The sequence below is a fragment of the Alteromonas sp. ABV4_150 genome (genome assembly GCF_056311745.1).
Genome location: NZ_CM149971.1, coordinates 2,325,337 through 2,351,383, shown reverse-complemented (window position 1 = coordinate 2,351,383; position 26,047 = coordinate 2,325,337). Strand labels below are relative to the sequence as shown.

Annotated in this window: 20 protein-coding genes; 6 read left to right on the top strand and 14 right to left on the bottom strand. The window is 44.7% G+C overall.

Features of this window, described 5'->3' with window-relative positions:
* Positions 1 to 4: 4 nt before the first annotated feature.
* The 8 genes from ACYX4M_RS10270 to ACYX4M_RS10235 form a co-directional block, all read right to left on the bottom strand.
* A complete protein-coding gene (locus ACYX4M_RS10270) occupies positions 5 to 2,470 on the bottom strand; it encodes a cellulose synthase subunit BcsC-related outer membrane protein (RefSeq protein ID WP_476080020.1) in 2,466 nt (821 codons plus the stop codon).
* Positions 2,467 to 3,573, bottom strand: coding sequence for a family 8 glycosyl hydrolase (locus tag ACYX4M_RS10265; protein ID WP_476080019.1), 1,107 nt, complete (start codon positions 3,571 to 3,573; stop codon positions 2,467 to 2,469). The genes ACYX4M_RS10270 and ACYX4M_RS10265 overlap by 4 nt, the downstream gene beginning before the upstream one ends.
* Positions 3,567 to 5,843 carry a cellulose biosynthesis cyclic di-GMP-binding regulatory protein BcsB gene (locus tag ACYX4M_RS10260; RefSeq protein ID WP_476080018.1) on the bottom strand — a complete coding sequence of 759 codons (2,277 nt, stop codon included), beginning with the start codon at positions 5,841 to 5,843 and terminating at the stop codon, positions 3,567 to 3,569. The genes ACYX4M_RS10265 and ACYX4M_RS10260 overlap by 7 nt, the downstream gene beginning before the upstream one ends.
* A gap of 2 nt (positions 5,844 to 5,845) precedes the next feature.
* Positions 5,846 to 8,065, bottom strand: a complete 2,220-nt coding sequence (gene bcsA, locus ACYX4M_RS10255; RefSeq protein WP_476080017.1) for a UDP-forming cellulose synthase catalytic subunit — start codon at positions 8,063 to 8,065, stop codon at positions 5,846 to 5,848.
* Positions 8,046 to 8,615: a hypothetical protein gene (locus ACYX4M_RS10250; RefSeq protein WP_476080016.1), complete on the bottom strand. Its 570-nt coding sequence runs from the start codon at positions 8,613 to 8,615 to the stop codon at positions 8,046 to 8,048. The genes bcsA and ACYX4M_RS10250 overlap by 20 nt, the downstream gene beginning before the upstream one ends.
* 304 nt (positions 8,616 to 8,919) lie before the next feature.
* Positions 8,920 to 9,408, bottom strand: coding sequence for a YgjV family protein (locus tag ACYX4M_RS10245; RefSeq protein ID WP_476080015.1), 489 nt, complete (start codon positions 9,406 to 9,408; stop codon positions 8,920 to 8,922).
* A 13-nt stretch (positions 9,409 to 9,421) separates the two neighbouring features.
* The gene (locus tag ACYX4M_RS10240) at positions 9,422 to 10,228 is read right to left on the bottom strand and encodes a tRNA1(Val) (adenine(37)-N6)-methyltransferase (RefSeq protein ID WP_476080014.1); all 807 of its coding nucleotides are present in this window, start codon (positions 10,226 to 10,228) and stop codon (positions 9,422 to 9,424) included.
* 108 nt (positions 10,229 to 10,336) lie between these two features.
* A complete protein-coding gene (locus tag ACYX4M_RS10235) occupies positions 10,337 to 10,960 on the bottom strand; it encodes an NAD(P)H-binding protein (protein WP_476080013.1) in 624 nt (207 codons plus the stop codon).
* Positions 10,961 to 11,030: 70 nt separating this feature from the next.
* On the opposite strand from ACYX4M_RS10235, the gene ACYX4M_RS10230 reads away from it, so the two are divergent.
* Positions 11,031 to 13,244: a S9 family peptidase gene (locus ACYX4M_RS10230; RefSeq protein ID WP_476080012.1), complete on the top strand. Its 2,214-nt coding sequence runs from the start codon at positions 11,031 to 11,033 to the stop codon at positions 13,242 to 13,244.
* A gap of 236 nt (positions 13,245 to 13,480) precedes the next feature.
* Here the strand turns inward: ACYX4M_RS10230 and ACYX4M_RS10225 are convergent, their stop codons facing one another.
* Positions 13,481 to 13,855 (bottom strand): PH domain-containing protein, encoded by a 375-nt coding sequence (locus ACYX4M_RS10225; protein ID WP_014950757.1) that lies wholly within the window; start codon positions 13,853 to 13,855, stop codon positions 13,481 to 13,483.
* Between the two features lie 11 nt (positions 13,856 to 13,866).
* Positions 13,867 to 16,845: a putative bifunctional diguanylate cyclase/phosphodiesterase gene (locus ACYX4M_RS10220; RefSeq protein ID WP_476080011.1), complete on the bottom strand. Its 2,979-nt coding sequence runs from the start codon at positions 16,843 to 16,845 to the stop codon at positions 13,867 to 13,869.
* A gap of 195 nt (positions 16,846 to 17,040) precedes the next feature.
* Here ACYX4M_RS10220 and ACYX4M_RS10215 point away from each other — a divergent pair, with 195 nt between their 5' ends.
* The 4 genes from ACYX4M_RS10215 to ACYX4M_RS10200 all read left to right on the top strand — a co-directional run bounded on the left by ACYX4M_RS10215 (position 17,041) and on the right by ACYX4M_RS10200 (position 21,948).
* Complete coding sequence (locus ACYX4M_RS10215) at positions 17,041 to 18,081, top strand: serine/threonine dehydratase (RefSeq protein ID WP_476080010.1); 1,041 nt, start codon at positions 17,041 to 17,043, stop codon at positions 18,079 to 18,081.
* Positions 18,082 to 18,178: 97 nt separating this feature from the next.
* Positions 18,179 to 19,879 carry an amidohydrolase gene (locus ACYX4M_RS10210; protein WP_476080009.1) on the top strand — a complete coding sequence of 567 codons (1,701 nt, stop codon included), beginning with the start codon at positions 18,179 to 18,181 and terminating at the stop codon, positions 19,877 to 19,879.
* Positions 19,876 to 21,303 (top strand): APC family permease, encoded by a 1,428-nt coding sequence (locus ACYX4M_RS10205; protein ID WP_476080008.1) that lies wholly within the window; start codon positions 19,876 to 19,878, stop codon positions 21,301 to 21,303. The genes ACYX4M_RS10210 and ACYX4M_RS10205 overlap by 4 nt, the downstream gene beginning before the upstream one ends.
* A 3-nt stretch (positions 21,304 to 21,306) precedes the next feature.
* Complete coding sequence (locus ACYX4M_RS10200) at positions 21,307 to 21,948, top strand: MBL fold metallo-hydrolase (RefSeq protein ID WP_476080007.1); 642 nt, start codon at positions 21,307 to 21,309, stop codon at positions 21,946 to 21,948.
* Between the two features lie 147 nt (positions 21,949 to 22,095).
* On the opposite strand, the gene ACYX4M_RS10195 is transcribed toward ACYX4M_RS10200, so the two are convergent.
* Positions 22,096 to 22,611 (bottom strand): lactoylglutathione lyase family protein, encoded by a 516-nt coding sequence (locus tag ACYX4M_RS10195; RefSeq protein WP_476080006.1) that lies wholly within the window; start codon positions 22,609 to 22,611, stop codon positions 22,096 to 22,098.
* 226 nt (positions 22,612 to 22,837) lie between these two features.
* On the opposite strand from ACYX4M_RS10195, the gene ACYX4M_RS10190 reads away from it, so the two are divergent.
* Positions 22,838 to 23,734 (top strand): LysR family transcriptional regulator, encoded by an 897-nt coding sequence (locus tag ACYX4M_RS10190; RefSeq protein ID WP_476080005.1) that lies wholly within the window; start codon positions 22,838 to 22,840, stop codon positions 23,732 to 23,734.
* Between the two features lie 115 nt (positions 23,735 to 23,849).
* Here ACYX4M_RS10190 and ACYX4M_RS10185 read toward each other — a convergent pair whose 3' ends face one another.
* From ACYX4M_RS10185 to ACYX4M_RS10175, 3 genes are all read right to left on the bottom strand, one after another.
* Positions 23,850 to 24,683, bottom strand: coding sequence for a class II glutamine amidotransferase (locus tag ACYX4M_RS10185; protein WP_476055759.1), 834 nt, complete (start codon positions 24,681 to 24,683; stop codon positions 23,850 to 23,852).
* A gap of 230 nt (positions 24,684 to 24,913) precedes the next feature.
* Positions 24,914 to 25,297 carry a nuclear transport factor 2 family protein gene (locus tag ACYX4M_RS10180; RefSeq protein ID WP_474809605.1) on the bottom strand — a complete coding sequence of 128 codons (384 nt, stop codon included), beginning with the start codon at positions 25,295 to 25,297 and terminating at the stop codon, positions 24,914 to 24,916.
* Between the two features lie 288 nt (positions 25,298 to 25,585).
* Entirely contained in the window at positions 25,586 to 25,939 is a 354-nt protein-coding gene (locus tag ACYX4M_RS10175; RefSeq protein WP_476080004.1) for a hypothetical protein, read from the bottom strand.
* Between the last annotated feature and the right edge of the window lie 108 nt (positions 25,940 to 26,047).

Here is a 26,047-nt window from a genome sequence, read left to right as displayed (position 1 = left end):
GGCTTTATAAAGCAAAGCCGCTTAATCGTGGTGAAGATAGCAAGAGCTCATCACTTGTTACTCCATTACCCTGCCCCTCTCGCCATCTTATCTGAATGCCCGCTTCAAACGCTTGATACTCGACCGCAAACGCTTTTCCAATGTAGCCAGCCACAATCCAGTTGCTATCGATACGATACTGGCCTTCAGCCATAAGATTACCGCTTAATCCCGTATCTGAGTTTTCTCCGAGAGAACCCCCTTCTTCTACGCTTGAGTGCTCTCTTCCAATAGGAAAGCGCAAATCATCATCTTGTTTAACACGAGACAGCGCAAGTGAACTACGCAGCTTAACCTGCCAGTTGTGTGCCTCTAAGGTTAGCAATTCAGAGTAGCCACCAATGCTGACAAACTGACTCGGGCTAAAATAGCCCCCGTTTCCTACAGTAAAGCCGCTCAAATTTTTATCAAAACTCGTATAGCTCAAGAATGGCCCTACACGCCAATAGTCAAGGTTAGGAGATACGATATCAGCTATGTCGTAGCTTACGTCACCACGAAGCGTTAGCGCGCTATTATCAGCAACCAGCTCGCCTTCCAATCGACCTAACTGCGCAGTCCCCGCAACCGAAATATTGTCATCAATGGAATGGGCAACTAACCCACGGATACCACTTTCTATTACATAGCCCCATGTCTGCTTACGGTTGGCATAAAGTGTCCCTGTCTGACTTAATAGACTGTCTTCTTTTTCTTTTCTAAAGAGAGTAGCTGCAACTGTTGTGCGAGGTAAAAACTTAGCCGCTGATATTTGCCCGGTGACTTTTGCGCCAACGGGTTGTTCAAACATGCCGTATTCTACGTTGGCGTAAAAATTAAAGTCTGGCGCTTGATAATAGGCTTCAGCGCGAACACCCGTGTCTTCAAAACCGCTTATGCCCAAGGATGTAATTTCTAGTTGCCTATCACCGAACCAATCACCAACTTGAGGAGAACCGCTGTAGAACTGTTTATAGTCAAGTGAAACTTGCCAAAGCCAGTTTTTATAACCGCTGCCAATGCCAATGTATTGAGACGCTACGTCAAAGTTGCCAAGACCCTCGCCACCACTTCGGCTGCGGGTATTTATCCCGTAAACTGCACTTAAGCCATCTTTAGTCTGTGCGGTAACCGCTTTTTGGTCATCGTTTTGATAAGCTAACCAAAATTGTTTTCTCGGCCACGCATTTCGTCGAGTCCGCGCTTGCAAAATACTCTTCACTGCATTGTATTTTAAGGCCAAGCGATTTAATGCCGCATCGTCACTTTGATTCAATGTCACTAATTCATTAGCAATAACCGTATCTGTTGGCGTTTTCGATAGCACTTGCTCGAACGCGGCCGTTGCGGTGGACGTGTCTTGTATTTCCTTTGCAGCCCAACCAATTAACGCGCGTTCCTCTACGCTTAAAAGCCGCAAACGTTCAAGGGCTTCCCCAGCTTGAATACTCTCTTTGTAACGCCTTGTATCGTATAGCCGGGCCTGTCGACTCGCCAAGCCATCAGCGCAGCGTCTAATGAAAACCTCAGTATCAATACTGCATGCCAAGTCGAAAGCGTTTTGCTTGGCAATATCACTGCTTTGTGCGCTAAGTGCCAAGTACCGGCCTTCATTGTCTTCTACCAAACTAAACAGCGCTTCAGCAAAGTTGTAATTCTTTAAATCGTATTGTTGCCACGCTGCGCCTTGTAGCACTTCTCTCGTGTAACCATTAGTGGCAGATTTAAGTAACTGTGCCAAGGTTGTTGTATCACGCAGTGATAATGCTTGCTGGAGCTTAATTCCCCTCACACTATTTAAACCTTGCTGCGCTGATTGTTTATCAATATCTCGAACAGCCAACTGCAAGGCTGCGGTAAACTGTTGGCTAGCAATATCTAACATGCCTTTGTCGATAGCAGTCCACCCCATGAGCAAGTAAAAGTCCGTACGCTTTAACTGATTGCTTAACGCAATAAGCCTTTCTACTTTTTGCTTTGGCGTTATCGCTCTAGCTTTAGGCGTTAATTGCGCAAACTTTTCTAGCGGAAGCGCTTTTGAAGCAGGCTTAGCGAACTGCTGTTGAGACAATTCGCGCGAGTCGTTAGGCGTGGTCTCAGCCACAGGTTTGTCTGACTTATCTACTCTCGGTACTGAAACAACGGGCTTAATAGTGCTTTTTAGTCGACCATTTATTCTGTTTAGCTCAGTTTCGACTTCTTTCGGTACCTTCCAGCCGGGGTAACGGGCCTTTAAGCGCGTAAATTCCACGTTGGCTTCCTGTATCTGCCGCTCGTTAATATGATACCAAAGGCCAGTTAAATCGGGTTGTTCTTGCTGTGCCGGCAGTATGCCCAGGTCTTTTTCTTTGTAAGTTGTTTTAGTTTGTCCGTACGCATACATCGACCCAAAGGACGTAAGTAATGCGCTAAGAGCTAAGCATAGAGAGGTGCTTGTAAACCTTTCTTTCACGATGCGTTATCCAAAACCGCTAGCATAGAGAGCAATGTCAGGCTTGCAGAGTAATAGTCCGTATTGCGGTCAATTAAAGGCCACTCAGCCTTTTCTGGCGCTTCTGTTTTCATAAGGCTGTTTACTGCAATGTGAACAGACTTCATTCCTTCAGACATCTCGTACTCAGCGGTCTCCTCGTTTAACAAGTTGACGGTAGCTGGTGTAGGTGTAATCGCCCACCATGCATAATATGGAGCAAGCAACTTTTCGTTTAACTGAATGTTTTCTCGAAATTGCGGTGACCACGTAAGCTGCAGTGGAATGCGGATCGCATTAAAGCCAAATTCAGGCGATATCACCTCGTCTAGGCTTACTGTACCAATATCCTTATTGCCTGAGTCAGTATTGGTGGGCGTAAAACGCACCCAATCACTTGGCAACTGATAAGAAGAGAATTGCATCTTGGACAGTAAAGCTAAGCCCGACTTATAGAGTTTGTCCCAGCGTGCGGGCGCAGATGATATTTTTGCCAAATCAGTGATAGCGGGAAAAACCCAGTAAGACAAATTTAACTGCAAACTGCTCTTCCCTACTTGTTTAGACGTAAACCCGTACTCACCTGGTAACAACACAACGCTGTTTTTGTTGGTTATCAACAACTTCTGTTCGACAGCACTTACAATTGTTTTAGCCTCATCCAAATACGAACTTACACCCCACTGTTCATGCGCACGCAGTAGCGCCCATGCGATAAGAATTTCGCCATCAGAGGCGTTATTGGGGTCATCAATACACGAAGCGGAATTATCAACACAAGGTCGATAGCGCCAGCTAAACAAGCCGTCGTCACGCATTAATGTGCGTTTAGTCCAATGCCATAGTGCGTCGAAGGTATCTTTATCATTTGCGGCAACAGCGAAGAGCATGCCGTACCCCTGCCCCTCGCTATGTGATACCTCGTCATTTCCGGTATCGATCACTCGTCCACCGTCAATAAACAAGGCCTTATACGCGATATACTGAGACTTAAATTCGCTCTCTTCTTCAGTAGCGCACGACATTAACAAAAACGTGATACCAAATAGAAATGTTGCCCTGATAACGCTTTGTATATTTACCATGATTCCTGCACTTGTTTATTTCTGCGTATAAGCAGTAAGTAAACTAGCAGGCTTACAATAAGTACCATAAACACAAAGCCAACTAGCCAATACCACGGGTTATTAGATAGCCATAACCTTAAGTGCAGCCAGGTATCATCAGCTTCACCAACCTCATATTTATCGCTAACCTGCATAATGAGTGATGGAGAAAGCCCATCTTTCCACGCAAAGAAGTCTCCCCCCATTTGTCCCCACATTGCCAAACTAACTAAATCTTCGAGTCTCGCATTTAGTAACTCAGGCGTTTGCGCTGCCAAGATAAACAAGGTATCTGTTTGACTAGATACAGGATGTGCCTGGGCCGTAAGAATAGCTTGCTCCCCCAAATCACTTTTTTGTACGGTGTGCCCGTCAACTCGCATTTCTTTATAAGACAAGTCGCCAGTCATTGTTCGAATACGGTTGTATAAGTTGTTTTGTAATCTGTACGACCAACGTTTTGTTGCTTCAATTGCCGTATTGAATTCGCTCTGCTCTATCTCATCTAAGGTATCTGGCGTACCAAGCACAATGACAGAACCCTCGGTGGAAAGATCATTACCCGATGCTACTTGCACATTTAACAAAGGTGCTTGCGCAACCTGAGCTAATTTTGCCAATAATGTTAACGCAGAATCTAAATAGTCGACTGATGGGATGGCAATCGTCGAAGGGGGAGCCGACTTGAAACGTGCGAATGGGTATGCGGTTTCAGAAAACAACGCCAAATCAGGCTGCACGGCCACACTTCCCGCCTCCGGAAGTTTTATAGCGGAAGAGTCATCGAGTTGGAAAACCAAATGAGAGCCAGGAATATCATCACACGGCACACCCGCTAGAGGCGCTCGCATAGTTACAGCGAAATCTAGATTATTTATGCCGCCCTTGAAAAAGCGCGCGGGTATTCGTAATTGATAGTCTCTGAAAGACTGACCGTTAATGTTGTTCAGTGATAAGCCATGAACAAGCTCGTCATTCACGTTCACATTCAATACAGAGCCCGGTCCAAAACCGGCGCCGTAACCAAAGTCTAAGAGTAACTCCACACTTGCGTTTTCGGGCACATAAAAGTCAGCAGGTAACCTAAATGAAACCCGTTTATTAAAACTCCCCTCGTTCCGGAATTGCGCCGTAGAAACACCAAAATCTTCAAAGGTATAATTATTACCGGGGTTTAGCACAAGATTACGCTGCAGCGTTTCTGGGTTCATTTGAGACTGCGAGAGAACTGTGACTTGTGAAATAGGATTAATAACATCATCCATCACTGCTAATGCTTTTGCTGCCTCTAATACTTCGTTTTGAGTAGTACCGCTGACAATAAGACGATAACTCGCAGGCACGATGACTTGATTATCCTTAATGAATGCTGGGGTGCGTTGAGTCTTAAGGAACGCGCCGTCAATGTCATTTATAACTTCGTCAGACAACACGGGAGACAGCGCTTCAACGGTACCAACAAGTACGTGAATAGGCTGCTTAGGGGTTGCATTTAAATACCAAGCTGCGCGCTCATATCTAGTAACATTGCGCTCATTCCAAAAGCTATTCTCTGAATCTTCTACCTGTGGTAAAACATAGCCGTCATCGAAGCTAGCTGTCTCGATAACAAGAGGTTGGTATTGGTTTCTCAATGCAAGTGCTTGGGCAACTAAAGGCAAAGTTTGATACTTAGTTCGCTCATCTGCTTGTCGCGCCGTATATAGCTGGACCTTTCTCTGCCCACCAATACCAGGGTGAAAAAAACCGCTAAGTTCTTCAAGAGTGAAGCGCTTCTCATTAAGCGAGGTAGACATCTTAAGTGTTGAATTATATGCATTAATTTCACTCCACAATTCAGGTGCACTCCCATCAACACATTGCTCTGCATAATGCTGACTTACAGCCAGTGACAATGAATTAAATCCCTTACGCCATAGTTTTTTTGGAACTACAACTTCAGAGACCAAAGAAGGCCTGTCAGGGTCAAACGCAATTTGGCCAATGGTGGCATTATTAAACCTGACAACAAGCTGTGAGCGTTTTTTAATGAGCGCTTGTGAACTAACCACTTCTAAGGTTAATAGTGCACTATCTACGTCAGTCGTTGGGCTCAAAGGTATAGGAATGTCTATGGAAGCAGCCTTTCCCTCGAGGCGAACCGTGCTATCGCCACCGAAAAAATCGGTGAGACGGTAGGTATCAGTTTGTGCCGCAAGGGTAAAAGGCATACACAAACAAAAGATGAACATAAGGTATTTTTTTATCATTTTTATTCCTTTGCCGACTTAGCAATCAGCCCCAATTTACTGGCGAATTTACCCATTAATACAAGCATATGCAATAAAGCGGGTTTGAGCCCGACTTTAAGTACATGTTTAGCCCCAAACCAATACGATATAGGCCGTGTTCTTCTTCGCTGAAACGATAGCCAGCGCAAACTATCACAAAGTGAAAGGGCAATTACTTCGTACTCTTGTTCTGAAGTTTTTGGCACGAAGCGCACACGAAGCATTTTTGTCTTACTATCATAGTGCAGCACATTTATTGGAACATGCACATTTTTATTAAGCGCATGGCTCCATGAAGTTAACATCGCGCCTTCGGGGACATAAGCGCCTTCCCCCTTTAAACGCAGCCTTGCCCCACCAAGCGACATATCTACTAAATCACCTACCCACGCCTGGCCGTCTTCAGTTTTGATAACCACGCTATTAGTGGCAGGCAAACGTGCCTGACTGCGAACCTGTTTTCGCTCTAGTAAGACACTCAGTACAGACAACAATAATATTAAGTTGAATATGTTCCAAAGCATTACCACTACGGTTAACTCTCTGGTGATCGGCTCAGTAATAAATTTATAAATACCAGAGCCTAGTGCGAAAGTGATGATCAAAATCAGCCAGTAAAAAATATTCGAAAGTGGTGATACAAAGGTTTTTTCCAGACTTTCTCCTTTTGGCGTTACCACAAAAGAGGGAGCGCGAGGTTTCAAGAAAACTTGAACTAAGGCTTTCAGCGTAAAAGCACATTGCAATATTTCATATAACTCTGAGACAAGTGGCCATCGCGTTCGACCAAAGAGCATGGTCGATATCATATATGTCGCTGCTACATGGGGCAGAGTGAACGCAAAAATTTCAAGTAAGGAGGCGTGATACACCTGAAGGCCAAAAACTAAGTACGCCAGCGGCATTAGCAAGAAAATAATACGGGCAAAAGGAAACAGCCAAAACATGATTGAACTCATGTAGCCCACCCGCTGGTACCACTTCAGACCTTCCGCTTTAAATGGCTTTTTAAGTAGTAAAATTTGTGTCATCCCCTGCGCCCAACGCATACGCTGTTGAATAAACGCATCGAAGGTTTCAGGAGCAAGTCCGCTTACCATAGGTCTATCAACATACACAGACTCATAGCCCATCTTGTGCAGGTCTAGCGCGGTTTCTGCATCTTCGGTAATGGAGTCACCAGAGATTCCGCCCACCAAATCAAGGTGCTCTCTTCGCATTAATGCGGCAGAACCACAAAAAAACGAACTCCCCCAATAATCTAACCCTTTTTGGATAGTACCGTAGAACATGTCGTTCTCTGACGGCATGCGTGTAAACGCAGAGAAGTAGTTTCTTTCGACTGGGTCAGGGTTAGCCATGAAATGAGGCGTTTGAACCAAGAACACTTTTTCATTTTTAAGCATCCAGGGTACGGTTCTATCGAGAAAATCAGAAGTAGGAACATGGTCAGCGTCAAGAATAACGATTAGGTCGCTGCTAGTGTTTTGTATAGCACTGTTAACGTTACCTGCCTTTGCAAATTCATTTTTAGCGCGCGTGTGATACGTTACACCTAAGCGGGAACAAAGTGTCTGAAGATCCTGTCTTCGCTGCTTTGCTGATGCCGCTGCGATAGGGTTATCTGCATTGATTTTCTGATCTGTTCCGCCGTCGTCGAGCAAGTGAATATGAAGCTTATCTTTTGGATAATCTAACATTTGTGCGGCACGAATTGTGACCTCGAGAATCTCTTCATCTTCGTTATAACTCGGGATCATAACGTCTACGGTCGGCAGCAAAGATTTGTCCATTCCTTCCAAAGTCAAAAGAGGACGATTGAGCGGAAAGGCATTCACAATAGCCCCAAGAACAGATGTAAATCCGGCATAAATTTCTGCGGCAAACAAAAGCCAAACCGCGATCATCGAGAGTACATCCGAATAGGTCAGAGTATAGATGCCACGCCAAAGTAGATATCTAACACTGAGGGCAATAGCAAGCACGAGCGCAAGCACTCGGAATAAGTTTTGATATTTTTGAGAATGCCTAGCTTCTTTACTACAAAGCGATATAAAGATGAGGATAGTGACGGATGCGAGGAGTTGTCCGAGCGCATCTATTGGTGCTAGCAGTAGCGCCCCAAGGACAAACGACGCTACCAACAATACAGTAATTAGGTGTGACGTGTAGTGATGCTTATTAGTTTGCCATTGAACCAAAGTTGCGATCCATTATGTGTATTTGCGTTACACTTGCATAGTTCGCCCTGTTGATTAACGTCACTTTTCCGTCTGCTATCTCTACCTCGTGATTGCTTTTGTAAAACAAACTAGAGATGTGATCTCTGCGCTTTCTATTGCTTTTTGATACCAAAAACCACGCAGGGTAAGTTGCAATGCCGAAAGCAGCGATGGCGCTCAATGCGTAAAAAACGACTGGCGACATAGACGGCGCTAAGTACAGGGAAAATAAAAACATAGCCGTGCTCAATACAGTAAATATACCAGTAATTTTGCGCAAACGTATAACTTTTATAAGTTTATTCTCTGCATCTAGCAACATATTGAGGCGCTTTTTCCACAGGTTTTCTGTTTCTAAGCTTGTTCGTGTCTCGACTAGACGGGGCTGTTCGCTTGCCGAGGCTACATCACGAAAGTGTCTTGCTCGCTCAAATACATTAACAGCAGCACCATCGTTTATGGCGCTCTGAAACGTTTGTTCAAGCAGATCAGATTGACTAAATTGTTCTTTATTATCGACTAATTTCACTGCGCATACTCCCCTCACTACTACATGATGAGTTTACTTCCACACACTTAGAGGAAAAATTGCTGAAACCATACTTACTGATTAATAATGATACGCTTATATTAGAATTAAGATATTGAACTTTAGCCCATTGGACTTTGGTCTAACCCTTTAAAAATAAGGTATGTAGAGATCTGAGGTGATGTTTACTAACTGTTTAGTTAAGCATTTTGAAGAATTTCAACCACCGAAAGCATGTCTTTTTTTGAGCAAAATGAGAGACAAATTAGACTAATTAATTGGATAAAGGTATTGGAGGTTTTAATTAGGGTGTGCGCAGCTTACTTAAAATACTGATCAAGTTGCTTACGTTGAATACTGTGCCGAAAATACTTCCTACAGAAATGGCGTACAGAAGCCCCAAAGTTTCAGCTAAGAGAAAGACTTTTCTAATAGTATGTGTGTTGCGAATAACCAGTGACCCCACTGTAAATATCAGTGACGACGCATAGGCAATGAAAATGATCCAGCTGTGCTCCAGTACAAACCATTCATAAGCCAGAAAGCCTAAATTCACCGCAACAAAGAAGAATAAAATGATATTACTTCTATGTTTAATGGCAACGAAATTACGAACGCTGGCAAGTAGAGTCCCGATGCCTGCGGCCATAGCCTCCAACATAAAAAAGTGCACACTAAGTGCGCTTAAGGCAAAGGCTGAAATAAGCAAATATTTATCGACATTGGTTTGGCGATACCCAATAAAATTTAAAACAACGGCTATCGCGCCAAAACCTTCTGCAACTATGTTCATTTATATAAGCTCGTTAAAATTTAAGGTAAAAAGGCTGACAAAGGGCTTTGTATTCATTAGTGTAATTACCCTCGCGATCTCTAATTATCAGCGCATTTTCATTCGCAACTTTTGCAGTGAAAAGCTGATGGTCTGCATACGCAGTGCAATCTGCATGTCCGCCGTCAGCATTCTTCATTACTTTGTTAAAGCGAAATGCACAAAGGTAAGGGTCTTTATCCGATGTATGCTTTACATAAAGCATCGCTTCCAACAATAAGCCATGACCAGCGGCGGTTTTGATAATGTCAGTTTCCATCGACGCAGGGTAAACGCAGTACATTTGCCCACTTTCTATCAATAATGCGCTGCTAGCGTTAAAAAGCTCGTCATGGCTTAATGTAGATGTTTGCCTTGCTACTGAACGATTGTGGCTTTGCTTATTGTATGCATTAGAAACCTTCGCTGGCGTGTCGAAATAAGGCGGATTAGAAATGATGGTGTCATACAAATAAGCCGGCTTAAAATCAGCCAGATCGCAATTGTGAATATGCAGGCGCTCTGCCCACTTTGACTTTTTGAAGTTAACTGCTGCCTGCGCCGCCGCATCTTTTTCAATTTCGATGGCATCAATTCGAAATCCAATATCGACCAACTGACTTTCGGCTTTTTGCGCCATCATTAGTGCTAAAATACCACTGCCGGTACCAACATCTAAAATACGTGGGGCGTGTTTAACGTCTGCACGAAGCTTAGCCCAACTTCCTAAAATTAGGCTGTCGGTGTTCACTTTCATGGCGCATTTATCTTGCGCTACGGTGAATTGTTTACAGCGGAACATGGGGAAGTCAACTTACCTGATACGTTAAAAGGCGCGCATTCTATACCAAGTCGGGTTGTGCTTCACGTTAAGCTGGTGACATATACTGTTAGCGAATATTGCACATACTTATTGCCAGCGCTGCAGCGACATCATGTTTCTAGCCACATCGATGGCATGAACGGGACGATATTTCTTTAACGGCCCTTTCATTATGCTTTGCCAGATAGGCGCAGTCTTCTGCGCAATATCTTCTAACGTTCGTGATTCATCACGCTCACCCAGTAGCAATGAAGGGCGCACTGCCGAGGCATGGGGTAGTTGCGGCATGCGCATAATGGCGTTCTCTAATTCTCCTTTCACCCGCAAATAAAAGTTGCTGCTTTTAGCATCAGCGCCAACCGAAGATATCCACACAAAGCTGTCAGCTCGTTGAGCACGAGTAAGCTGGGCAGCGACGTGCACAAACTCAAAATCCACACGGCGAAAGGCTTGTTTAGACCCCGCTTTTTTAAGCGTGGTCCCTAGGCAGCAGTAAACATGGTTTACGCTAAAGTAACCTTGGTAGTCTTGCAGGTTGTCAAAGTCGATAACCACAGGCTTGAGCCTATTGTGTGGGTCGTTAAACATGCTAGAGGAAAGCGGTTTTCTGACTAAGCAGGTTACTTCATTGTACCGTCTGTCCTGTAACAGCATATTTACAAGCGTTCGTCCTACTAAACCTGTCGCTCCTAGCACCATTGCGGATTTCATACGTCGCACCTTGTATCATAAATTGATATAACTACAATCAAACCTTCGACAGTCAAATATGCAGATAAAAATGAAAAAAGCCCTTTTAATTGGAGCCGCTATGCTCTCTACTGCTTTAAACGCTGAAACGCTCACTATTGAGCGCATTTTCTCCTCTCCTTCACTTGATGGCAATGCGCCACGTTCACTGAAAGTATCCCCCGACGGTCAACGTGTTACCTTCTTAAAAGGTAAGCAAACTGACTACGAACGCCTAGATTTATGGGAATACCATATTGAAAGCGGTCAAACTCGCATGCTGTTCGACTCAAACGACCTTCAAAGCGGCGAAGAAGTCCTCTCTGATGAAGAAAAAGCGCGACGGGAACGTATGCGCTTATCAGGCAGCGGTATTGTTAGCTACCAATGGTCTGACGATGGCAAAGCTTTATTGTTCCCGCTAGGCGGCGACGTCTTTTACCACAAGCTGGGCGAAAAAGGGGCGAAGCAACTTTTAGATACCGACGCTTTTGAAACTGATATTAAATTATCGCCGAAAGGTAACTACATTTCGTTTATTCGCGACCAGAACCTTTATGTAAAACATATCGAGTCAGGTAAAGAAACGGCAATTACCAAAGAAGGCGGCGGCAACATAAAATTTGGTATGGCTGAGTTTGTAGCCCAAGAAGAAATGGGCCGCATGACAGGATACTGGTGGTCTCCAGATGAAAGTAAAATTGCCTTTACCAAGGTTGATGAAAGCCCGGTAGACGTGATCACGCGCTCTGAAATCTATGCTGACGATATCAAGCTTATCGAACAGAAATACCCGAAAGCGGGTACGCCAAACGTATTGGTTGAACTTGCTATTCAAGACATCACCTCTGGCGAACGCACCTGGGTTGATTTAGGTAAAGACAAAGACATTTATTTTGCCCGCGGTAAGTGGATGCCAAATAGCACTACCTTTACCTACCAGTGGCAGACACGTGATCAGCAAACCTTAGAGCTGCGCGCGTTTGACCTTAACAGCAAAAAAGAAAACGTACTGCTTACAGAATCAAGCAACACGTGGGTAAACCTGCACAACGACCTTTACTTCCTAAAAGACAAAGGCCAATTTATTTGGGCGTCAGAGCGCGACGGTTTTAAACACCTTTACCTTTTCGACAATAAAGGCAAGCTGGTTAAGCAGTTAACCAAAGGAGACTGGGTTGTTGACAGTGTTGAAGCTATTGATACAGCGAACAACCGTTTGTACTTCTCTGGCCGCAAAGACACCCCACTAGAAAGCCATGTTTACAGCGTGCCTTTAAATGGCGGCGAGATTTCGCGTATCACTGAACTTGGGGCTTATCACAGCGCGGCATTCAGTAAAGATGCCTCTATCTTTATCGACCGTTTCTCAACGATTAACTCTCCTGCACAAGTTAGCCTAAATAGTGCCACCGGCGAGCGAATTACCTGGCTTGAAGAAAATAAAGTTGAAGAAGGCCACCCTTTGCACGCTTACATGGATAGCTGGACGGCACCTGAGTTTGGTGACATCACCACAAAAGATGGCGCGACACTTAAGTACCGCATCTACACGCCTGACAGTGCCAAGCAAAACCCTAAACAGAAGCACCCTGTTATTGTTTACCTTTATGGCGGCCCGCACGCACAAGTGGTAACAAACAGCTGGGCGGGTAACCGTGGTTTGCTATTCCAGCATTGGGTTGATCAAGGCTATGTGGTATTTACGCTAGATAACCGAGGTTCTAATTATCGCGGTAAAGGCTTTGAAGATCCTATTTATAAAAAAATGGGCTTCATCGAAGTGGACGACCAGGTTGCTGGTGTAGAGTTCTTACGCACACTTCCTTTCGTTGATGCTGAGCGTATTGGTGTTCATGGCCACAGCTATGGCGGCTACATGACGCTGATGACCATGTTCAAAGCGGGCGATTACTTTGCAGCGGGTGTGTCAGGTGCGCCGGTAACTGACTGGCGCTTATACGATACCCACTACACTGAACGCTATATGGGCAACCCAAATACAGATGATGATGCATACACGGCGTCTTCAGTATTCCCTTACGCAAAAGATCTTAAAGGCGACCTTTTGATTTACCACGGCATGGCAGATGACAACGTGTTGTTTACTCACTCGACTATGCTATACAAGCATCTTCAAGACTTGGCAATTCCATTTGAAACTATGGATTACCCGGGCAAGAAGCACAGTATCCGTGGTAAGCAAACGGGCATTCATTTATACAAAACGATTACTAATTTCTTTAACCGTAACTTGAAAGACTAATACGGTTAGAGCTTGGGACTGTTGATCTCTACTGTACATCCAAGCTCAACAAGCCCTGGAAAGTAGCAAAAAGCAAAAAGCGATGCTTATGAAGGCATCGCTTTTTTGTTTCGTCGATTTAATTAACGCTTATTTTGTACATGTTTGCTTTGCAGTGTTTTGCTGCACTTGTAGGGTGATTAGACTTTCTTCACTTGCTACTTCAAAACATCAATCAAATTTTACAAATATAGAAACTAGCTAAACATCTGAGTTGCTAAGTTTTGCTGTACCGCCTGGGCAGAGGACGCACTTAATTCAATTTCAATAGGATCGGCTTTGCCCGACAGCCAAATTTTAAGCTCGGCATCAGTATCAAAATGCCCTGCTGTCTCAACGATGAACTGCGTAATCGATTTGTAAGGAATAGAGTGATAGTTCACTTTGCGCCCGGTAAGGCCTTGCTTATCGATAAGGATTAAGCGTTTGTTTGTAAATACGCTTAAATCGCGCACTAATTTAAACGCAGAGGTAACGGTCTCGTTAGCTGCGAGTATTGGCGTAAGCTCTTCTTGTACGTCCGAAGCGCTTGTCTCGCTTGCATTACCCATGATGGTATCAAATAAACCCATAATCATTTCCTTTAGGCAGAGGCAAGTTTAACTCGCCATTGAACTCTATGCGCCAGTGGCTTGGGTTTATCTAAAGCAAAGCCCTGACCGTAGTCGACTTTAAGCTCTCGTAAGACCTCTGCGGTCGCGTTATCGACCACAAACTCAGCTACCGTTTGTTTACCCATACTGTGCGCAATATTATTAATTGCAGTAACTGTAGCATGATCAATTGGATCGTGAACAATGTTTCGCACAAAGGAGCCGTCAATCTTCACGTAATCTACGTCAAGGTGCTTAAGGTAAGTAAACGACGACATACCTGCACCAAAATCATCTAAGGCAAAGCTACAACCTAAATCGCGCAGCGTGGATATAAAGTGTTTAGCGGCACTTAAATTAGTTACTGCCGTTGTTTCTGTAATCTCAAAACAAATTTTCTCTGCAGGTACAGAGGTACTTTGCATGCGCTTGGTAATGTTGTGAAGCGCCATTTCATCGCCCAATGTAATACCCGATAAGTTAATAGCCACTTTGCCAACGTTATCAATATGCGCTGGGTTACTTTCAAGGGTTTTAAGGGTGTTATCTACCACCCACATATCCACTTTGTTCATTAATCCGTGGCGCTCAGCTAACGGGATAAATAATCCCGGGCTGATAAGGCCGCTGTCTTTGGCGTTTAGACGCAGCAGAATTTCGTAATGCTGTAATTGGGCGGCCTGTTCTTGGCTAGGCACGTTAAGTGGCATAATAGCTTGGCTATACAATTCAAAGCCATCGTTTTGCAGCGCGTGGTGTAACGCATGCAGTACCTGATTCTCGCTGTCGTCAATGGCCATTTGCGAGTCGTTATCATGGAATACAAAGTAACGGTTTCGGCCTAAATGCTTGGCTTTGTAACACGCATTGTCAGCAGCTTTAATTAACGCTTCCGCGCTTTGTGTGCTCTCGTTTATTTCGATAACGCCAATGCTTGCCCCCACAAAAAACAACTTGTCGTCATATACAAAACGGTAATTGGAAATCGCTACCAATAGCTTGTCTAGGCGGTTTGTTACCTCATCCAAACTTTGATTGCGAAATATAATGCAGAACTCGTCGCCACCTATTCGGGCGAGCAGGTCGTGTCCATTGACGTACTGTCTAAATATGGTCGAAATCTCCTTAAGCAGCTTGTCGCCGGCTGGGTGACCACAGCTGTCATTTACTAATTTAAATCGATCCATATCGATAAAGCACATCACGCTTTGTTTGTGGTAAGCGCGGGGCAAATGAATGTCAGCCACGTTTTCAAAACCAACTTGGTTTAACGCCTCTCGACTACTGTGCTGAACAGCTTCTTTGTGCGTTTCATCAAGTATCTCTCGCAATTTTTCATCAAATGCGTAGCGATTAAACAACCCGGTTAACTGGTCATGGTTGGCTTGAAAATACACTTCTTCCTGTAGCGCTAGCTCTTTCGTCACATCGCGTGCTATGCCTTCAACCGCAACCAACAACCCTTGTTCGTCAACGATGGGGGTATCTGAAAATTCAATCGCTATCGGCTCCCCTACTTTGCCTTGATAATGCACAACATAAGGCTCGGGCTTTTCGCCACGGGCAATGGTTTGGCGTATTTCAAAGGTCTCGTCAGGTACTTGGCGTACGTATTTCGACTCGTTCGCACAGAAGTCTTCGGCGCTAAACCCTAAAATTTTTTCAATACCCGCACTCACATACATAAAGTTATGCTCGACAGTTTTGGTGTAAACAAAGTGACGGTGCATGCCATCAACTAAGCGACGATACTTTTCTTCGCTACGCTTTAAATCGTGCTGGGCGCGAAAACGTTCGGTCACATCTCTTACGGTGACCGCTATATTATCACCTGCTTTTACCACCTGAACTTTTATCCATTGTGGCGCAATCTTGTCGCTGTGAATGGCAAGGTGGGCTTCATAAGGTACACCGTGTTCAGACACGTTTTTGGCATTCTTAAATTCATCACTTAAGCCTAAATAGCGCGTTTGCTCGGCTAAGCTCATGGACCGTAATACATCACAAGCACCGCGAAATAGATAGCGGCTATATGAGTTTGCTTCAACTAAAGAAAAGTCATCATCTATTGGTTGATAGATAAGTAGCGCGTCAAGAGATGCTTCGCTAGCGGTAAGATAACGTTGATGGCTAGCGGATAGATTAACCGCTCCTTTAAGCTGCTTGTGCAGTACATAGCTAACCAGCGCTGACATTAATAAGCCCGTTAGCATAATCAAAAGCCCTGCGTTGTAAGGGCTAAGCTGGGACTGCATGGTAAGAAGGAAGTCCCGCTCTAGAAATGTAAACGGTGCAAGCGGCACAATAGTGCCATCTTGTACTAATTCTCCGCTTTGAAATAAGGTTTGATTGTCGGCTTTGAGCTGAAAATTAAACTGCGGCCCCACTAACTCGCCTAACATCACGCCTAGAATAGTTTGTATATCAAAACTCGCCACTAGAAAGCCATGCTCAGGCTCCTGAGGGCTTATCGATCTACCCATAATGATAAAGTGGTGTTTAGCGGTATCTGAATACAAAAGCGTGCTTTCCAAGTCCTCAGAAAAACGCGATATGTTCAAGCCTAACGCTTCCATAGGCTTACCAACTAAGCTGTTGTCTATGCGGGTTTTAATGCCGGAAGATGGCGTTGCCACCCACGCTATCTTCCCATCAGCATCAACAAACACCAGCGATGAAAAACCACGCTGCATGCCCATCAATGACAAAGCCTGCGCGTTAAACCAGTCTACTTGGTTTGGCTCAAAGGTGGGCCAGTTTTGCATAAGGTTATGCAGCGCTTGAATGCGTTCACTCGAGAACACCTCTAAACTTATCTTTACCTGCTCTGCTACTGACTGGGCCTTAGAAATACGAGCTGCACGCTCATCGTTTTGAATAAAAGCGCCCGCAGAAACAAAAAGTAAAGTGAGAAAAAGAAACAAAACCGTTGGTAAGGCGTAAATACGATGGTTGAGTTTGCTTAACATATGCCTATCTCCGGTAACTAGCGCCGGCATACTAAAGTAGAATTATGAAATAAATATGAATTGTCTTATGTGGTATAGGCTCTGGCGTTATCTAATAGTATCTGGCACTGTAAGGCTTCCGATTTCCTTTTAGTGAGTAAAGGCCATTGTCGGCGCTACCCCATAAAAAAACCAAAATGAAAAGAGCGTTACTTAATGAGTATTTCCCCAAATTTCGAAGACATCAAACAAGCCTATAAACGTATAAAAGGCGACGTAAAGAAAACGCCAATTGTTGAATCTTCTTTGCTCAACAAATGGATGGGCAACCGCATTCTGTTTAAAGCGGAGTGCTTACAGACCATTGGGGCATTCAAAATTCGCGGCGCTATGAATTTTTTAGCCCGGTTGAAAGAGGAAGGTCGTTTACCGAAGCATGTGGTCGCCAATAGTTCTGGAAATCATGCTCAGGCAGTAGCCTATGCAGCGTCTCACTTTGGTATTAAGGCCACTATTTTTGCAAGTGAAACCATTTCGCCAATTAAAGCTGCCGCTACGCAAAGCTATGGTGCTGAATTAAAACTATTCCCTACCCGTCCAGAAGCAGATGCGGCTGTCGAGCAAGCGTCAAAAGCACCAGACACGGTCTGGATACCGCCGTTTAACCACAAAGATATTGTGGCAGGACAAGGCACGGCAACGTTAGAAGCGCTTAACGAGATAGGTGAAGTGGATGCTGTCTTTGCGCCGTGTGGTGGCGGAGGGTTATTGTCGGGCGCATTACTGGCAACTCGTGTACTACAGCCAAATGCATTGGTCATTGGCGCTGAGCCCGCCGAAGCGAATGATGCGTCTATGTCTCTACAGGCGGGTGAGATAGTGTCGTTGCAACATACTCCTAACACCTTAGCAGACGGCGCAGCCACGCCTTCTGTTGGTGATGTAACGTTTCCTATACTGCAAGAAATAGATGATTTCTACGAAGTGGATGAGCTGCAAATTGCTTATTGGACCCAATGGCTACATCATTTATTGAAGCTTCATATAGAGCCCACGTGCGCGATGACCATGGCGGCAGTAGCTGCTTGGGCTGCCAACACTCCACCTGGGCAAACCGCTCTTGTTATATTGAGTGGTGGCAACATTAGTCAGTCGAGTATGGCTAAGATTTGGGAGAGAGATTTTTTGCTGCAGCCTCCCATTCTTGACCTTGATGACGCAGACGAATTTGAAGACAACGAGCGTGTTGAGGCTTAGCATTGCATTAGTGCGCAGCTATTGAAACTCTGGCAGCTCGGTATAAAAACTAAAAAAACAAAGAATAAAATAGAAATTAAAAAGGCAAAAACTCACTATGAACTCTACATTGTCGGCACTGACATTTAAAAAGCACTCGCTTTCAAAATTGCTAACCACAACGTTTGCAACAGCGGCAACGTTAGGCGCTATGACCACCACGCTTACAGTGGATGCTGCAACGCTTGTTGAGAACGTAAAAGGCTACACCTTAAATGAAAAGGGTGAACTCAAAACTTTTAAAAATCTTCTTTTGGACGAAGGTAAGGTCGTTGCATTAGACGTAGATAAAGGTAAAACCTCTGTTGATGACACCATAGACGGCAAAGGCAAAGTTATGCTGCCTGGTCTTATCGACGCTCATGGCCACCTTCTCGGCTTAGGAGCAAACTTACTTGAAGTAGACTTGCGAGAAAGTAAAAGTGCCCAAGACGCAGCTAAAATGGTTGCCGAATACGCCTTTGCAAACGGACAACAATCTTGGATCACCGGGCGGGGATGGAACCAAGAGTTATGGTCTGACCGAGCCTTTCCAACCGCTGCGGATTTGGACAAAGTTGTTTCTGATAAACCTGTAATGCTTACTCGCGTAGACGGTCATGCGGCATGGGTTAACACAAAAGCCATGGAGTTAGCTGGCATCACAAAGGACACCCAGGCGCCTGTCGGCGGTGAAATTATCAAAGACGCCAACGGCAATCCTACAGGCGTATTTATTGATAACGCATCGCTGTTAATCGAAGAACACTTACCAACAGCCAGTAACGCGATATACGAGCAGCAATTGAATGCCGCAGGTGAGCACTTACTAGCAAATGGCATTACGTCAATGCACGATGCTGGTGTGGGCAGAGACGTTTACGACTTCTATTTAAAAGAAGCGGTAGAAGGCGATTTACCTGTACGTATTTATGCAATGGTGAGCGCGACTGACCCTGAACTTTCAACAATGTTGAGCAACGGTGCAATTCGTGATGAAGACGACTTTTTGTATATTCGTTCAGTGAAAGCCTATGGCGATGGTGCCCTAGGTAGTCGGGGTGCAGCATTACTCGAACCTTACTCAGATGCGCCCCATCAACATGGATTACTGTTAACTCAGCCAGAAGATATGACACAGCTTTTCACCACGGTTATTGGTGCGGGCTTCCAGCTTAACTATCACGCTATTGGCGATAAAGCTAATCATGTTGCGCTAAACGAGTTTGAAACTACGTTTAAAAATATTGGCGGCAGCGAGTTGCGCAACCGCATAGAGCACGCGCAAGTTATTGCTCCTGACGACCTAGCCCGTTTTGCGTCGCTGAAAGTTCTTCCTTCCATGCAGCCAACGCATGCTACCAGCGATAAAAACATGGCGGAAGATCGTATTGGCAAAGACCGAATGAAAGGCGCTTACGCATGGAAAACGCTACTTGATTCAGGAATTGCCCTACCCTTAGGTTCAGATTTTCCTGTAGAGCTTGCTAACCCGTTTTACGGTCTTCACGCTGCGGTAACGCGTCAAGACAGAAATAATCAACCAGTAAAAGGCTGGTATGCTCACGAGGCACTAACCATTGAACAAGCCTTCAAAGGCTTTACGCTAGATGCTGCCTATGCAGGGCATATGGAAGATACTTTAGGTACGTTAACCCCAGGCAAGTGGGCTGATTTCATTTTGGTAGACCAAGATATTTTCAGCATAGACGCCAAAGACATTTGGAAAACCGAAGTTCACGCCACCTATGTGGCTGGAGAAGAAGTTTTCTCTAAATGAATAGCGAAAACAAAAGCCTTTTAACCAAAGGGATTGGCGGCATTGGCGCCGCCCTTTTAGTATTAAACGGTCTTATTGGGGCAGGCATTTTTGCACTGCCCGCTAAAATGGCCGCTGAGCTTGGTGCTTTCAGCCCCTACATCTTTCTGATCTTTGGCGCACTTATGCTGGCCATCGTCTGGTGTTTTGGGCAGTTAGCTGTGCGCTATCAAGAAACTGGCGGACCAGTAATTTACGCTCAAAAAGGATTTGGCAATGCAGCCGCGTTTCAAACGGGGTTTGTGTATTACTTGGCTCGAGCCGCGGCAATTGCCGCAAATATGCACGTTCTGTTGCTATACGCCGGCTATATTTGGCCCGAACTCAATGCAAACGCAGGCAAGTCATTTGCGATTATAGGGCTGACAACAGCATTAATTGTAGTAAATATTGTTGGTCTTAAGGCCGCTATGCGTTCGCTAGATACTATTTCCGTGCTAAAACTCGTGCCTTTTGTGGCGCTTATTGCTGTGGGTTATTGGCAGATGGATTTTTCTACTGCGCTGACAAGCTCTTCGGCTACCGTTGTCCCTGCATTCGACACTATATCTGCAGGTGCTTTACTTACACTTTACGCCTTTATTGGTTTTGAAACGGTAGTGGTGACCAGCGGCGAGACCAGTTCGCCGAAAAAGACCATACCTCGGGCGTTAATGCTTACGGTTTCAGGTATTGCCATATTTTACTTTTGCGTGCAGTGGCTTTATTGGCACACAGTAGGGCCTGCAGAGCCGGATAGCGCACCGCTTATTGCTCTTGCTAATGTGATATTTGGCGAAACTGGGGCGCTTATAATGACGCTAACTGCCGTGGTGTCGGTTGCCGGTAATTTGTTGGCGAATATGATATCTACCTCTCGACTTACGTTTTCTATGGCGCGGCAGTCGCTTATTCCAGGTAGACTAGGTGATAAGCTAGGAGAGATTTACTCGACCTTTGCAACTCCAGCCGTTTCCATAACGATATTGGGGATTTTTGCCGGTACCATGGCGCTTACCGGCAGTTTTGTATGGCTGGCAATTTCAAGTGTGCTGGCGCGGCTAGTAGTATATGCAATGTGTGTAGTGGTGTTAATAAAAGCGCAGAGGGCTTATTTAAAAAGGGGTTCTTCACAGGGGGAGAGTTCACAAGGGTGCTCTTTGCAAAACGGGTCGCTACAAGATGAACATGGGCGAAACTCTGACCTTACTACAGACTCACAGGCTAATGCTATAAACCCTTTGAAACGTTTGATACCCTTTGCTGCATTAACGGTTTGTGCATGGTCTATTGCACAATCGTCAACGAACGCATGGCTATTTTTATTAGGTGAATTAGCGGTTGGCGCACTGCTTTATTTTGCGCTTTTTCATCTCGCTCTAAGCAACAAAAAATCAAAAGGTTAAACAGTGGAAATTCAAGTTATACCCGTCACGCCCTTTGCCCAAAACTGCTCGTTAATTTGGGACCCAGCTACTAACAAAGGTGCGTTTGTGGACCCTGGCGGTGATATTGAAAAGCTCATTGCTGCGGCGTCAAGTAAGAGCGTGAGTATAGAAAAAATCATACTGACTCACGGTCACCTCGATCACGTTGGCGGCACAGTCGCCGTTGCCGAGCACTACGGTGTGCCTATTATTGGACCTCACATAGGCGATAAATTCTGGTTAGATGCACTTATGCAGCAAAGCCAGATGTTTGGCTTTCCACCGGCCCAGCCTTTTGCCCCCAATGAGTGGTTAAATGACAACGACACCATTTCGGTAGGCAATTTAACGTTAGAAGTGCTGCATTGCCCCGGTCATACACCCGGACATGTGGTGTTGGTAGAGCGTTCGAGCAATCGAGTTATTGTGGGGGATGTCATATTTGCAGGCTCTATTGGCAGAACTGATTTTCCGCAGGGCAATCATCAGCAGCTTATCGACTCTATAAAGCAAAAGATTATGCCACTACCCGATGATATGACGATTTATCCTGGACATGGCCCCACTACAACGGTAGCCACAGAAAAGGCATCCAACCCTTATGTATCAGGTCAGTTCGGATAAAATCTCACGTTTCAACAGTAGTTAAAAAACAAAAAAGGCGAGGTGCGTTGAACAAGCTTTTGCTTGTTTCGCCCTCGCCTTTCGCTTATTTAAAGCTAGCTATGCATTTGCTTAACGCACTGCCTATAAAGCATTATTAATTGACGCTTACTCGTAAGCGCCGCTTGCATAGTGCAATTCATAGCTGTGGCTATAAATTTCAAGGATGTTACCAAACGGGTCTTCCATGTAAATCATGCGGTAAGGCTTTTCACCAGGATAGTAATAACGCGGCGCCTTCATTCGCTTCTTACCACCAGCGGCAACAATCTTTTCCGCTAAGCCTTCAACGTCTGGATCTTGAACACAGAAGTGGAAGATACCGGTTTTCCAATATTCAAAGTTGTTTTCTGGGTTTTCTTGGTTGTTGAATTCGAAAATTTCAACGCCTACGCGGTCACCTGTTGAAAGGTGCGCAATGCGGAATTTTCCCCACCCTGCACCGAATACGTCGGTACACATTTCACCAATGGCCGAGTCATCTTCAACAATTTCGGTTGGCTTCATGATGAGATACCAGCCAAGTACTTCGGTATAAAACTTCACAGCAGCTTCTAAGTCAGGTACTGAAATACCTATATGAGAAAACGTACGTGGATACGGTGGTTTTACTGCTTCAGACATCACTTACTCCTTTGTAGTGCAAGTTATCAAAATGGCTTAAGCGTCTACAACATTGCCTATTTCAGGGTTTAGTTAGATAGCGTTTCTTACAATAGCTACCCGAAGCCTCGAAAAATTAGCTAATCGAAAATAGCGCTTAAGTGAATATGGATACATAGTAGCTAGACAAAGGAAAAACATGAAATTATGATATCTTCTCAATGTTATAAATTAAGATTATACCAAAATGATTAACCCTATTTGGCTAGACACCTTCATTACTCTAGTGGAAACAGGCAACTTCACTCGCACCGCTGAGCAACGCTTTATGACGCAGCCAGGAGTAAGCCAGCACCTGAAAAAACTAGAAGAAGTATGTCAGTGCGAATTGGTGGTTCGTTTAGGCAAAGGTATTCAGCTTACAGAGCAAGGTCAGCGGGTTTATCATTACGCCAAAGAGCAACAGATAAAAGAACAAGATTTTATTGCCAGCTTAAAGTTTGACGCTCCATATGAAGGAAAGTGTGTAGTGGCCTGTTCAGGCGCTATCGCACAGCGTATTTACCCTGCCTTGTTGGCACTACAAAAGCAGCACAACGCGCTTAACATTCACGTCGAAGTTGCACCTCGACGCACAATTTTGTCAGGCATAGCGAACAATACGCTTGAGCTTGGCATTGTGACTAACCAGCCAGAGAGTGAAGATATACACAGCGAGTACTTAGGCGAGGAAGCGTTGGGGCTTATTCTACCGCGTAGTCTGCCTGAAACAGTTGATGCTTCTACATTAAAAGGCGTCATCAACCATTTAGGACTTATAAATCACCCTGACGCCATGCACTACTTACAGCGCTACTTTAACGATTGCGGAGAGCCTGAATTAGTCAAGATTAATCCAAATAAGCTGCCACACGCCGGCTATATCAATCAACTTTCGCAAATTCTACTGCCGGTAAGCGAAGGATTAGGTTACACCGTGCTGCCCACCAGCACGCTAGAGTTTGTATCATTTGCCGACAAACTTACTGTTTACGAAGCAAAAAACGAGGTAACCGAGCCCTTATACAGTGTTCAAACACCCCACAGCGCACTCCCCGCCCGCTATCAAGCAGTAAAACAAACCATCTCCCAAGTATTGGGATAAATATTGGGGTAACCCGAGTTTTGGGGTCAGAGTACATTATTGAGCGGCTTACCAACCAAGCGCCGGCTTTTAAAGTGCGGGGCCGGTAAAGTTACTCTGACCCCACAATTCGTGATTAGTCGTGAAGTGACGGGTCGGGCGCTACCATCTCGGCTTCTTTTTTGTGTTCAGGTACATCCACCTTACCCGAGGCAATGACTTCCCCCTCTTGCCAAAGCTTCCATTCGCCTCGCTCGTATATATCCCACTGTTCATCATTGGTTAGCGGTTCGGTAGCAATAATACTTACCACATCCTTTGGCGTAGTTTCAGCTGCAAAATCAATCTCTACTTCAACATCACTTAAGCAAGCTGGACCAAAAGGTGCTCTACGGGTAATGCTAGCTAACTTTGTACTACAAAACGTAAACAGCCAGTCGCCGTTACTCAGTAAACAGTTGAATACACCTTGCTGTGCATACTCTTGTGCCAATTCGACAAGCGTTTCAGCTAGCTGCTCTGGCATAGCGTCTCGGGGGAGGTTTTGCCTAACATTATTCATAATGTCGCAGAAAAGCTCTTCGCTATCTGTATCCCCTACCGCTTCATAAATACCTGCTCGACGTGAAAAGTTGGGTAATTGCCCATTATGTGCAAACACCCAATAGCGCCCCCAAAGCTCGCGGGTAAAGGGATGCGTGTTCGCCAAGTTGATGTTACCAACGTTAGCTTGCCGAATATGACAAATGGCGTTTTTACTTTTTATAGGAAGTTTGGAAACAAAATCGGCGATAGGTGACGTGGCGCAAGGCTCAGGATCGTGAAACATACGCACGCCCTTACCTTCGTAAAAGGCAACGCCCCAGCCGTCCTTATGCGGCCCGGTTTCACCACCACGACGTGTTAACCCGGTAAAGCTAAAACATAGGTCAGTAGGAGTGTTCGCACTCATGCCTAAAAGTTCACACACAGCGTTTATTACCTTTAGCAGTTGTTTCATTAAGTACGTCGAGAATACGCAACCTCTCGAATTGAATCAATTCGACATTGGTGTTGAAAAAGGCGTTTAGCTTCGAGTCGGAAGTATTTGTAGATAAGTACGTTAAGCTTGCGCATGGACGCTCTGTCTTTGAAATCATAGAAAAAAGCGAGCGATTCGGGAATATAACGTGGCGCCACAATTTAAGCTGCTTTTGCTTGTTAAAACATGGTGTTGCTATGTGCTAATTGCTCTGGCACATCTTGAATTACGTCCCAATGTTCGACGATTTTTCCGTTTTCTAGACGAAAAATATCCATGACCGCATGTCCTCTCTCTCCTGGAGTGAATACCCAGTGTGCATGAACACTCACTAAATCCCCCTCGCTCAGCATTCGTTTAATCTCGAAATGGGACTCTGGATATGTGGAAAAGGTTTCCTTAAAATTCTCTATAAAAGCGTGTAATCCGTCTTTAACATTTGGATTATGCTGTATATAGTAATCTCCGAGACATCTTTCGGCCCCTTCATCCACTCGATGTTGATTAAATACTAGCTCTATAAAATCTTTCACTACCTTCTTGTTTTGCTGAAGATCAGTCATTTATTACCTTCTCTAGTTCAAAATAAACTCCATGTAAGGAGAACAGTGCAAATTCAACAGCTTTTTCTACCCTAGTGAAACATCTATTTGGTAATTCTCAGAGCATCAAAAAGATCACATATGATTTCAAATCAATGATGACCTACAAAACGTAACTGACCTGGGTAGTAAGAGTTTGAAGCCTCAATAGGTTTCACTCAAATGTGTTGGGAATGGATAAGAACTAATAGATTGATGATGAATTTAAAGAAACACGGAAAGGTCAACAACGCTGGGCTAACGCATGTCTTATGACTTAGTTAAAGCCGCGCGCAAAAGGAAGTGCGCTTTATGGTCGTCTAAATCTGACCAGTCGATTGAGATAACAGGGCGTGATGTGCTGCTGCAAAATAGTTGGCAAATAGATGCATAAATAAACGGTGTTTCACTTAATAAATGCGGGTTTGAGAGCAAGCTTCCAGCACGTTTAATTCGATGTTTTTCATAGGCTTTAGTGCTAATTCCTCGACTTATGCTGGTTACGGTTGCAGCGCTTCCATTAAGTAGACTTTTGATGCACGCCGTGACCGCATTTAGACGCGTTTTATGCATATTGTAGCTGACAAGTGATACGACACTGTTCACAATAGATAGGGCATTCATGACTGTTTGGCCTCGGTGAAGTTTGGCGATTGATCTGATCACCAAACGTCATGAATGTTCCTATCTTTTTTATCTCACTGATATCGTTATTTTATTTGTGGGGATATC

What these genes read in the sequence shown, in the direction of transcription:
- ACYX4M_RS10265 (WP_476080019.1), bottom strand. Translation starts at nt 3,573, where the DNA reads ATGGTAAATATACAAAGCGTTATCAGGGCAACATTTCTATTTGGTATC.
- ACYX4M_RS10260 (WP_476080018.1), bottom strand. Translation starts at nt 5,843, where the DNA reads ATGATAAAAAAATACCTTATGTTCATCTTTTGTTTGTGTATGCCTTTT.
- ACYX4M_RS10245 (WP_476080015.1), bottom strand. Translation starts at nt 9,408, where the DNA reads ATGAACATAGTTGCAGAAGGTTTTGGCGCGATAGCCGTTGTTTTAAAT.
- ACYX4M_RS10240 (WP_476080014.1), bottom strand. Translation starts at nt 10,228, where the DNA reads ATGTTCCGCTGTAAACAATTCACCGTAGCGCAAGATAAATGCGCCATG.
- ACYX4M_RS10235 (WP_476080013.1), bottom strand. Translation starts at nt 10,960, where the DNA reads ATGAAATCCGCAATGGTGCTAGGAGCGACAGGTTTAGTAGGACGAACG.
- ACYX4M_RS10230 (WP_476080012.1), top strand. Translation starts at nt 11,031, where the DNA reads ATGAAAAAAGCCCTTTTAATTGGAGCCGCTATGCTCTCTACTGCTTTA.
- ACYX4M_RS10225 (WP_014950757.1), bottom strand. Translation starts at nt 13,855, where the DNA reads ATGGGTTTATTTGATACCATCATGGGTAATGCAAGCGAGACAAGCGCT.
- ACYX4M_RS10220 (WP_476080011.1), bottom strand. Translation starts at nt 16,845, where the DNA reads ATGTTAAGCAAACTCAACCATCGTATTTACGCCTTACCAACGGTTTTG.
- ACYX4M_RS10215 (WP_476080010.1), top strand. Translation starts at nt 17,041, where the DNA reads ATGAGTATTTCCCCAAATTTCGAAGACATCAAACAAGCCTATAAACGT.
- ACYX4M_RS10210 (WP_476080009.1), top strand. Translation starts at nt 18,179, where the DNA reads ATGAACTCTACATTGTCGGCACTGACATTTAAAAAGCACTCGCTTTCA.
- ACYX4M_RS10205 (WP_476080008.1), top strand. Translation starts at nt 19,876, where the DNA reads ATGAATAGCGAAAACAAAAGCCTTTTAACCAAAGGGATTGGCGGCATT.
- ACYX4M_RS10195 (WP_476080006.1), bottom strand. Translation starts at nt 22,611, where the DNA reads ATGTCTGAAGCAGTAAAACCACCGTATCCACGTACGTTTTCTCATATA.
- ACYX4M_RS10190 (WP_476080005.1), top strand. Translation starts at nt 22,838, where the DNA reads ATGATTAACCCTATTTGGCTAGACACCTTCATTACTCTAGTGGAAACA.
- ACYX4M_RS10180 (WP_474809605.1), bottom strand. Translation starts at nt 25,297, where the DNA reads ATGACTGATCTTCAGCAAAACAAGAAGGTAGTGAAAGATTTTATAGAG.
- ACYX4M_RS10175 (WP_476080004.1), bottom strand. Translation starts at nt 25,939, where the DNA reads ATGAATGCCCTATCTATTGTGAACAGTGTCGTATCACTTGTCAGCTAC.